Genomic DNA, 7,928 nt, shown 5'->3' with positions numbered 1-7,928 from the left:
ATGCCATATTTATATTATATCAAAACCAACCGTCTACAACAAGTATGAAGTTGCAAAAAACTATCATATCCCTTGATATAATAGCTTTTGGGGGTGTATTTTTTAGTTTTAACTGTCAAACTCGGGAGTAGTCGTTCCCTATTTCAAGTCTTGAAGTTATCATCACGCAACCTAACATAAATTACTAAAAAAGTAACTTTTCTAGTGATTCTTCAGATTTTTTTGATATAATAAAAGTTATGAAGAAAAATAATAAAAAAGGATTACTTTTCCTGATTATTTTAGTTTTAATTTTTGTTGCCTATGGTATCCGAAAAAACTCGGATACCGATGCGAGTAGCAATCAGTCGAAGACAGAAAAGCTGTCACCAGCAGAAATTCAAGCCAAAGCTGACGAAAAAGCTGCCAAGGTCTATGAGCCAACGTCGGAAATTAAAGCTATAACTGAAAAAATCGGGTTCACACCAAAAGGACGCGTATTGTTTTATGCATCTGATCCCCAATTATTAGATGCGGAGAGTTTTAACGAAGAAGTCCCCGATAGTAGCGATTCACGCACTATCTTAGGATACTATAATCATCGCAAAATCTATCTTTATAATATCCAAAATCAAGATTTATCAGGCATTGTGGAAGTTACCTCAGCACATGAGGCGTTGCACGCTGCTTGGGAGAGATTGTCCAGTAGTGAGCGCCAAGATCTGACAGAGCTTTTAGAGGCAGAATACGCCAAAGTCAAAACGGATAAATTAGAGGCGATGTTGGCTGACTATGCCAAGTTTGAGATTGGACAACGCGATAATGAGTTACATTCGTATTTAGGCACTGAATATCGTCATCTGTCGCCAGAACTTGAAAAGCACTACGCTAAGTATTTTGAAGATAGAGACAAAATCGTGACCATGTTCGAAAGCTATGAATCTAAGTTTGACGCATTAGATAAGCAGTCAGAGCAGTTATCAGCGGAGTTGACGGCTTTAAAAGTACAAATTGATACTGATATGCCTCAGTATGATACTGATCTCGCTAATTTAAATGCTGAAATTGAAGCCTTTAATGTTAGGGCAGAGAGTTATTACTATACTAGCGAGGCGGACTTTTATGCAGATAGAAATGCTCTGGAGCAAAGAGCAGCTGAATTAGAAGCGCGTCAAACACAAATCAATATTAACATTGACCATTATAATACCAAAGCAGCTGATCTTAATCAAATCGCCTTGAAAGCTTCAGAATTTAATAAAAGCATTAACTCAAAGGCAACAGATCCAACTCAACCCGCTAAAAAAGTAGAGTGAGGGAGTTGATGTTACGCTAATATCTTGAAAAATCTTAAGTCAGTAGAGTTGAGGTGAGTTTCTCGCCGATAAATACAGTCTATCACACGCATTTTTCCAATGATCTTCTTATCTAGCAATCCACCAACAAATCTGCTATACTAAAGTAGTTAATGACGCCCTTCAAAGCGATTGATTAACATGGGGCAGCCACGCTGTTACCCAAATAAATTTTGATGGGAGGATTATTATTTTGCAAAATGATAATTCAAAAACTCGTGTCGTTGTCGGCATGAGTGGTGGTGTGGATTCCAGTGTCACAGCGCTTTTGCTCAAGGAGCAGGGCTATGATGTGATCGGGATTTTCATGAAAAACTGGGACGATACTGATGATTTTGGTGTCTGTACGGCGACGGAAGATTACAAAGACGTGGCTTTGGTTGCAGACCAAATCGGCATTCCTTACTATACGGTCAATTTCGAAAAAGAGTACTGGGACCGCGTGTTCGAGTACTTCTTAGCGGAATATCGCGCGGGTCGGACACCAAATCCGGACGTCATGTGTAACAAGGAAATCAAGTTCAAAGATTTCCTTGATTATGCGATTGAACTGGGTGCAGATTACGTGGCGACTGGGCATTACGCCCAAGTTATCCGTGATGAAAATGGTATCGTACACATGTTACGCGGCGCTGATGACAATAAAGATCAGACTTATTTTCTCAGCCAATTGTCACAAGAACAGCTCCAAAAAGTGATGTTTCCACTTGGTCATTTGGAAAAGCCTGAAGTCCGTAAAATTGCGGAACGTGCAGGACTTGCCACGGCTAAGAAAAAAGATTCAACGGGTGTCTGTTTCATCGGCGAAAAGAATTTCAAACAATTCCTCAGCCAATACTTACCAGCTCAAAAAGGTCGTATGATGACCTTTGACGGTCGTGACATGGGCGAACATGCTGGTCTCATGTACTATACCATTGGGCAACGTGGCGGTCTAGGTATCGGCGGTCAACACGGTGGCGATAACGAACCTTGGTTTGTTGTCGGTAAAGATTTGTCGAAAAATATTCTGTATGTCGGGCAAGGTTTCCACAATGAAGCCTTGTATTCGACAAGCCTTGAGGCCAGTGATTTATCATTCACACGTGATATGCCAGATACTTTTGATAGGCACTGCACAGCTAAGTTTCGTTATCGTCAAGCTGATACTGGTGTGACGATGAAAGTGACTGGTAACAAGGTTACAGTCATCTTTGACGAACCAGTTCGTGCGATTACACCGGGGCAAGCTGTCGTTTTTTATGACGGCGCAGAATGTCTGGGTGGCGCGATGATTGACCACGCTTATAAAAATGAACAAGTCATGCAATATCAATAATATTTTGATAGCAGAAAACGTCTTTGGGCGTTTTTTTATTAGGGCTTTAAATCTTTATCTGCACGATTTAGGAATTTTACCCAATAACCGTTATAAAGTGTTATAATGTAAGCGTTGATATCAAAAGAATTAAGGGGAGAACTATGAACAGTACAATTATAAGCATCAAAAATGTAACCAAGGAAATAACGTTAGGTAAATCGAACAATATAATAAGAATAATAGATGGTATTTCTCTTGAAGTAAACAAAGGTGAGTTTTTAAGTATAGTCGGTCCATCTGGATCTGGTAAAAGCACACTATTAAATATTATTTCTGGTTTGTCAACGCCTACAAGTGGCGAGGTTTTTTTGGAAGCTCAAAATATATACGCGCTAAATTCAAAAAAATTGGCTAGATTAAGAAGGGAGAGAATTGGATTTATTTTTCAACAATACAATTTAATTTCTGCTCTGCCAGTATTTGAAAATATTGCTTTACAATTAAGACTGAGCCATCAAAAAATTGATAAGAATCAAATTGATGACTTACTTAATAGTATTAATTTTGAGCCAAAATCAACGGCAAGTATCGATTCTCTCTCTGGAGGAGAAAAACAAAAAGTTGCGATAGCTAGAGTATTAGCAACTGACTGCGAAATTATATTTGCAGATGAGCCAACGGGTGCCTTAGATTCAGTTTCAAGTGAAAAAGTATTTGAAATTTTAAGAGAAATAACGAATCAAGGGAAAACAGTTATTATGGTCACGCATAACATTGAAATGGCTTCAAGAACCGATCGAGCAGTTGTGATACGTGATGGGAAAATACAAAATATTTTATCAAATCCTACTGAAGCTTCACTTCTTCATGAAATAGCGGGGAATGTATAATATGATTTCATTAGCATGGCTTCAATTTAAATATTCTTGAAAAATATGGCTTTTTTCCCTCCCTGTTTTTATGACTTGTGCTTTTGTCATTAATATTTGCTTAACTAATTTTTTTAACTTTAGTAACAGTAGTTTGGTAAATGATGACATATTAAATAATACCCAACTGTTTTTTATTCCAATAGTATTTGGTGGGATAATGGTACCAATCGTTTTAAAAAATACTGTTAAAGAAATATTAAATGGTTTACGAAAACAAAATAATGTACAAATTATTTTGGGCATGACACCTGAGTATCTTGCTATTTTATCAGGTATAGAATTAGCTATTGCAAGTATATTAGGTGCAATAGGTGGTTCTATTCTATCAACTCCCTTTGCTCAAACTTTTTATAATTTTCTTGTCAACGCCCAAGGAACTCAACAATTTCCTGTTATGACGATCAGGTTTTCGTTCCAATCTTTTCTTATCACATTGTTACTCATTACAATAGTGACTTTGTATAGTGGCTATACGAGATCGAGACGAACATTCTATAAAATCCAAAAAAATATCGAAAATATAAATATAAAAAATAGGGATAAATTTTATTATTTGAAAGTAATCTTTATGCTACTTTTAAATATATCTATCATGACATACTTCTTGTCACTTTTACCAGAGAGGATGGGGATAAGTTCTTTCGGTGCTATAAGCGTTTTATTGATTTTCCTAGAAATAATTGCCATATCATTGTTAATAAATGTATGTGGCAAAATAATTTTATTATTCTTTTCTAGAATTTTCAATATCATAGCCAATAGATTTAGATTATCTTTGCTAAACTTAGCAACTTATAGCATTAATGAGCATTACGATACTTTCAAAAAAGTCTATATCCCGATAACAATTATCAGTATATTTGTTTCTGGATTTTCTTCACTACTTATTGATTTACCTGATGGTGGCGATGCAGGCACTAGAACTTCGAATATGGTTGTCTTTTTAAGTGCGCCAATACTTATTGCATTAGCAAATACCATATGTATGATGATGTTACTGCAAGAAAAAGAAACCTTTGAAATCAAACAATTATTTATTTTAGGGTTAAGACCTTTAGATATTTTTTTAAAGAAAGAATTTGAAATTCTAATTTATTCATTTACAACTCTATTAATATCTCTGACGTGTAATTTTGTGTTGAGTTTAATGTTTGTCAGAATAACTCAATTGTTCGATAAAACGATGATTTGGATTAATATCTGGCTCCCCTCACTTTTACTTTCGTTGGCAATCTTTGTCTTAATGTCAATTGTAGCTATGATTAAAGTCATCAACACGAAATGGGATATTTTAGAATTTAATATTGACACAGATAGCTAGTAGGCTAATATTTTTCAAAGTTGGTAAAAAAGAAAATGGTTGTATGTGAACTCAAGCATATAGATTTTCCAAAAATGGGAAGTCTTTTCTAATGGCGAAATATTCGTTTGAGTTTTTTGTTATTGCATCTTTTTTAACCAATTTGGTATTCTTTCTGAGAAACAATACCGATTTCGCACGAAAACAGTGATTTTTATATTAATCTAAATTATTATCTGGTCGGCTTGATTTTAGTTTAATTGGCAGCGTGACGCCTTTGGTTCATCCAAATTTAACGGTGCAATTACTATATCAACGTGAATTCTATATTTTTGCTTCTAAAGATAAGCCACTATCTCAAAAATCTGAAATATCATTTGAAGAGGCTGCAGACTATCCTTTTATTATATTAAAGGAAGGATTCGTTCACGCTAAGGCGTTTCAAAGGCTTAATGATAAGTATGACAAAAAGGCGCAAACTTTACTTCATTTTTCTGATGTTCAGACGATTGGTCAATTGGTCAAGTCGAATATTGGTATTACCTTAATGACTGATTTTATTCCGTTTAGGGATATGGAAAATCTAGTATTTCATTAGTGGCTAAAGATAAAGAGATTTTTTATGTGCAGTATGCTCATCTAAAAACTGCCGTGCTAAATGAAGATTTACAACAACTTGTTGTTATGTTGGATAAACTTTCTAAAGTAGATGATACTTGTGCTAATGAATGCCTCTGATTATAGCTACTCTTGACTATACTTTTCTGGTATAATCAAAGGTATGAATAATAACGATATTTTAATCCGTCTGCGCTACACGTTTGACATTAAAGATAGTGATATGCTCGATATTTTTGCCTTGGGTGGGCTGACACTCACCCTAGAAGAGCTCCGTGGCATTTTAAAGAAACAAGAACCTGATACTGAGCGTGACCAAGCCTTATCTCGCGAGAATTTGGAACGTTTCTTAAATGGCTTCATCATTAGCCAGCGCGGTGTGAAGCGTGATAAAGATGGTCAGGAAATCCCTGCGAGCTTCGATATGACGAGTGATGCGCTGATTAATAATGTGACGATTAAGAAGATTAAAATCGCCATGACTTACACGACGAATCATCTTCAGGATTTTCTGGCACAGTCGGGTAAAACGGTATCGACAAGCGAGTTGTCTGCGATTTTGCGCAATAAAAATCACCGTAATTACAAGCCTGCTGGTGATCAAATTTTACGCAATATGCTTAAAGGGATGGTCTTGGATTATCGTGGGAAATTTTGAGTGATGGTAATCTTGTCATTTGTCGCAAATTTTGATAGAATGAAACTAATATGAGAAACTCAAAATCAACGCAAAATCAACCCGTTAGTAAGGCCGCTGTCGCTGGTCTTATTTTGGCGATTATTCCAATCACAGCCCTACCAGGACTGATTTTTAGCTTGACTGCTTTTGAACATATTGATGCGCATGATTTGAAAGGCCATCAATTTGCCAAACTCGGGACGCTTATCTCAATCCTTTGGATGCTTGTTTTTATCGTTACAGGATTTTTCCTTTTCAAGTATTTTGGTTAAGGCAGAAAACACAAAACTTTAAAGTCAGTATTCGGTAGATGGCTCTTGATACTCAAAAATTGGCATAGACCAATTTTTTTGCTATAATGACACTATAAAACATTTCATGCTTGTTGAAAGCGTTTAAATGACATTTATTAAATAAAGGCGCTAGGCGCCTAATGGAGGAAACACAATGGGAAAACTTGGCATTTCTATTTATCCAGAACGTAGCACATTTGAAAAGGATAAAGCTTATCTTGACTTGGCGCATCACTATGGTTTTAAACGTGTCTTTACAAGTCTACTCGAAATCAATGGTGATAAGGACGAAGTTCTTGCAGGCTTTAAAAAGCCTGTTGACTATGCCAATTCACTCGGTATGGAAGTGATGGTTGACATTAACCCAGCGCTTTTTGAACAGCTTGGTGTGTCATATGATGACTTATCGTTTTTCCATGAGATGGGAGCTGATGGCATCCGTTTAGACCTTGGGTTTACAGGTGCTGAAGAAGCGAAAATGACTCGTAATCCTTACGGCATCAAGGTTGAAATCAACATGAGTCAAGGGACTAACTATGTGGATAATATTATGAGCTATTCACCAAATCCTGAACTCTTGTTGGGTAGTCATAATTTCTATCCAATGCGTTATTCTGGATTGGCACTGGATCATTTTATCTATTGTACTAAGAAATTTAATCAGTATAACTTAAATACCATGGCTTTTGTTAATTCACATGATGCAACATTTGGCCCTTGGCCTTTCAGCGATGGTCTTGTCAGTCTTGAACGTCACCGTGATTTGGATATTGCGACACAAGTTAAGCATATGAAGTTATTGGGTGGTATCAATGATATTACAATTGCAAATGCTTACGCGAGCGAAGCAGAAATCAAAGCAATGAGCGAGGCTTTCTTTGCTGCTGAACCTGCTTTGAAAATTGTACCAAGTGCATCAATTACAGACAATGAACGTATCGTCCTGTTTGAGAGCGAGCATAGTTATCGTGGGGACCGCAGTGAATATATCTTACGCTCAACGATGACACGTGTGTGGCATAAAGACAAAGAATTTCCAGCACATGATACGAGGGATATTAAACGTGGTGATATCTTGATTGGCAATGTCGAATTTGGCCAATACAAGGGTGAAACACAAATTGCGCTTAAAGATATGCCAAATCAAGGTCAAATCAATGTTGTCGGTCGTATTTCTGATGATGAGTTGTTCTTGCTTGATTACATTAAACCTTGGAGCGGCTTCACGTTTGAGGAAGTGAAATAGACTTGAGAGTATCAAAAAGAGGCTGGGACAAAAGTCCTCTAAAAAAATAGGCTATGAATCATTTCTGATGTTAATCGGAAACGTTCATAGCCTATTTCGCACGACAAACGCATGAAATAAATAATTCCCTAGTATCTCTATTTATGTTAAAGTAAAAGAAAAGCTATTAAGGGAGTTCATGATGTACGAAATCTACGCGTATTTAGAAAGCGTCACAGATCCGCGC

At 36.5% G+C, this 7,928-nt stretch carries 7 protein-coding genes and 1 pseudogene; all 8 read left to right on the top strand.

What is annotated here, in order from left to right; genetic code table 11:
• The first annotated feature begins 239 nt into the window (after window positions 1-239).
• The 8 genes and pseudogenes from ACYQ21_RS13875 to ACYQ21_RS13840 all read left to right on the top strand — a co-directional run bounded on the left by ACYQ21_RS13875 (window position 240) and on the right by ACYQ21_RS13840 (window position 7,702).
• Window positions 240-1,295: a hypothetical protein gene (locus tag ACYQ21_RS13875; RefSeq protein WP_460059123.1), complete on the top strand. Its 1,056-nt coding sequence runs from the start codon at window positions 240-242 to the stop codon at window positions 1,293-1,295.
• 232 nt (window positions 1,296-1,527) lie between these two features.
• Complete coding sequence (gene mnmA, locus ACYQ21_RS13870; protein WP_460059122.1) at window positions 1,528-2,652, top strand: tRNA 2-thiouridine(34) synthase MnmA; 1,125 nt, start codon at window positions 1,528-1,530, stop codon at window positions 2,650-2,652.
• Between the two features lie 143 nt (window positions 2,653-2,795).
• Window positions 2,796-3,524, top strand: coding sequence for an ABC transporter ATP-binding protein (locus tag ACYQ21_RS13865; protein ID WP_460059121.1), 729 nt, complete (start codon window positions 2,796-2,798; stop codon window positions 3,522-3,524).
• A 199-nt stretch (window positions 3,525-3,723) separates the two neighbouring features.
• The gene (locus tag ACYQ21_RS13860; RefSeq protein ID WP_460059120.1) at window positions 3,724-4,887 is read left to right on the top strand and encodes an FtsX-like permease family protein; all 1,164 of its coding nucleotides are present in this window, start codon (window positions 3,724-3,726) and stop codon (window positions 4,885-4,887) included.
• Window positions 4,888-5,089: 202 nt separating this feature from the next.
• A pseudogene (locus ACYQ21_RS13855) lies at window positions 5,090-5,604 on the top strand (LysR substrate-binding domain-containing protein); the annotation flags it as partial.
• Between the two features lie 43 nt (window positions 5,605-5,647).
• Window positions 5,648-6,142, top strand: a complete 495-nt coding sequence (locus ACYQ21_RS13850) for a YehS family protein (protein ID WP_460059119.1) — start codon at window positions 5,648-5,650, stop codon at window positions 6,140-6,142.
• 50 nt (window positions 6,143-6,192) lie between these two features.
• Entirely contained in the window at window positions 6,193-6,435 is a 243-nt protein-coding gene (locus tag ACYQ21_RS13845) for a hypothetical protein (protein WP_460059117.1), read from the top strand.
• 175 nt (window positions 6,436-6,610) lie between these two features.
• Window positions 6,611-7,702: a DUF871 domain-containing protein gene (locus ACYQ21_RS13840; RefSeq protein ID WP_460059116.1), complete on the top strand. Its 1,092-nt coding sequence runs from the start codon at window positions 6,611-6,613 to the stop codon at window positions 7,700-7,702.
• Window positions 7,703-7,928 lie beyond the last annotated feature (226 nt).

The sequence above is a fragment of the Pseudolactococcus yaeyamensis genome (assembly GCF_054658615.1).
The sequence above is the reverse complement of the archived record's forward strand: the minus strand, read 5'-3'. Positions and strand labels throughout refer to the sequence as shown.